Genomic DNA, 2657 nt, shown 5'->3' with positions numbered 1-2657 from the left:
GGCATAGTCGCGCCCGCGGATCAGTGGGTGCGGTTGACGACGAACTCGGACAACGTGATCAGTTCCGCGGCGGCCGTACGTTCCATCGCGACGCTGTCGAGGGTCCGCAGGGCGCGGTCGAGATGCAGGTGGGCCTGGGCGGTGGTGAAGGACCGGCCGCCGGCCTTGCTGATGAGGGCCGCCGTCCGGCGCAGCGTCCACTCCGCGTCCGGGGTGTCCAGCGGCATGGCCAGCAGGTCCGCGAGCTGCTGGGCCGACGCCGTCGAGCCGGCCAGAGCGCAGACCATGGGAAGGGTCTTCTTGCGCAGGCGGAGGTCGTTGAACACCGGCTTGCCGGTGACCGCCGGATCCCCCCAGATACCCAGCAGGTCGTCGACCGCCTGGAAGGCGGTTCCCAGGTCGCGGCCCACCAGGGACATCGCCGTGACCATCTCGGGCGGAGCGCCACCGAGCAGCGCTCCCAGCGCCGACGCGCAGCCCAGCAGCGACCCGGTCTTGCGCGTCGCCATGGTCCGGTACTCCTCGACGGTCACCGCCTCCGGGCCGGTCCACGGCCGGTATTCGAAGGCGATGTCGGCGGCCTGCCCGTTGACCAGCTCGACCAGTGACGTCGACAGCAGGCTCATCGCCGCCGACCTGGTCGCCGGGGCGAGCCGGCCGGTGCTGTGGGCGAGGGTGTCCAGGGCGAGGGCGAGCAGCGCGTCACCGGCCAGGACGGCCGGGCCCACCCCGAACGTCTTCCAGGCGGTGGCCCGGTGCCGGCGCTGCTCGTCGCCGTCCATGATGTCGTCGTGGACGAGTGAGAACGCATGCACCAGCTCGACGGCGACCGCCCCGGCGACCGCGGCCTGTGCCGGGGCGCCGACGGCCTCGGCGGCGAGGACGGCGAGTGCCGGCCGCAGCGCCTTGCCGCCGCCGCCACCGTTGCCGCCACCGCTGTTGTTGCTGGTGCCACGCACGGTCGGTGTGCCGTCGGAGTCGCACCAGCCGAACGTGAACGACGCCATCCGCCCGAGCCAGGGGTGCAGCCGGTCGACGGTCTCGCGCAGCGCCGGCAGGACGAGGTCCCGGCACCGCGCCAGGGTGTCGAGGGCGGCCGGCGACGTGACCCGCAGCGGCGGGGTGTACTCGCTCATGGGACGGGCCCTTCTTCGGCAGGACACGGGCCGGGGGCGGCCCGCGGTAGGCGGCGGCTCGCGGTAGGCGGCCCGCGGTAGGAGGCGGGCGTAAGGGCTGGCCAGCCGGCATCGCTCAGCCGGCTTGGCCGGCGTGGCTCGGCTGGTGTCGCTCAGCCGGCGGTGCGCAGCGCGAGCCCCGCGCTGGCGGCGGCACGCGGCTTCGGGATCATCAGGTACGGCCCGGTGCCCAGCGACGCCTTCGGGATGGTGGTGCGCGGCCTGGCGCCGGGCGTGGGACGCAGGCTCCAGCGGGTGGCGATCGTGGCCAGCGTGAGCGTCGTCTCCGCGCGGCCGAAGGTGTCACCGATGCACTTGCGGCTGCCCGCGCTGAAGGGCACCATCGCGCCGCGCGGGATGCCCGCGGCCCGCTCGGGCAGCCAGCGGTCCGGGTCGAACCGTTCCGGGTCGGTGAACAGTGCGGGGTTGCGGCCCATCATGTACGGGCTGAACATCACGATGGTGCCCCTGGCCAGCCGCTGCCCGGCGAGTTCGGTGTCCCTGCTGGTCGTGCGGGTCAGCAGCCAGGCCGGCGGATACATCCGCAGGGTCTCGTGCAGGACCCGCCAGGTGTAGTCCAGCCGCGGCAGGTCCTCGAACGTCGGTGGCCGGCCGCCGAGCACCTCGTCCAGTTCGGCGTGCAGCCGGGCTTCCACCTCCGGGTGCTCGGCGAGGATGTGGAAGGCCCAGGCCATGGTGTTCCCCGTGGTCTCCGTCCCGCCGATGAGGAGGGTCATGATCTGGTCGTAGACCTCTTCGTCGCTGAGCCGGTGCCGGGTCTCCTCGTCACGGGCCGCGATCAGGATCGACAGCAGGTCGCCGTGGTCCGTCCCGGCGCGTCGCTGGAACTCGATCGTCTCCCTGATGACGGTGTGCATCCGTTCCCGGACCTGGTTGAACTGGCGGTTGCCCGGCGTGGGCAGCTTCTCCTGCCAGCCGATCGGCGCGACCATCCGCTTGTAGACGCCCCGCATGATGATCGGCATGCAGTAGGCGACCTCCGGGATGATGGGACGTCCCCCGACGGTGGTCGCGAACAGGGTACGGGCGGTGATCCGCAGGGTCAGGGCGTGCATCGCCTCGCTGATGTCGATGGGCCGGTGGTCCTCCCACGAGCCCAGGACGTCGGCGATCTCCTCGCGCATCAGGCGGGCGTAGCCGGGCATCCGGGCGGGATGGAACGCGGGCTGGATCATCCGTCGTTGTACGCGGTGGTCCTCCCGCATGGAGCTGACGAGCCCGTTGCCCACGAGCAGCCGCGCCTTGTCGAACAGCGGCCCGCCCTTGTCGAAGGTGCGTGAGTCCACCAGGACCTGGGTGACCACCTCGGGGTGGCAGGCCAGGTAGGCCGGACGCGGCCCGAGACCGATCTGGACGAGGTCGCCCTGGGCGGGCAGCGCGGACAGGAACCGCAACGGCCGGCGCCACAGCTGGAGGGCGTGGCCGAGCACCGGCAGGCCACCCGAGGCGACCGCGAAGGAG

At 72.5% G+C, this 2657-nt stretch carries 2 protein-coding genes; both read right to left on the bottom strand.

Translation table 11 applies throughout. From position 1 onward, the window contains the following. Positions 1-20: 20 nt before the first annotated feature. A complete protein-coding gene (locus tag AC5LUJ_RS19860) occupies positions 21-1136 on the bottom strand; it encodes a polyprenyl synthetase family protein (RefSeq protein ID WP_250285956.1) in 1116 nt (371 codons plus the stop codon). A gap of 152 nt (positions 1137-1288) precedes the next feature. Next, positions 1289-2657: cytochrome P450 (locus AC5LUJ_RS19855; RefSeq protein WP_250285957.1), on the bottom strand; the 1369-nt coding region annotated here is incomplete at its 5' end.

Source organism: Protofrankia sp. CiP1_Cm_nod3 (genome assembly GCF_982290655.1).
This window is presented reverse-complemented; position numbering and strand designations above follow the sequence as displayed.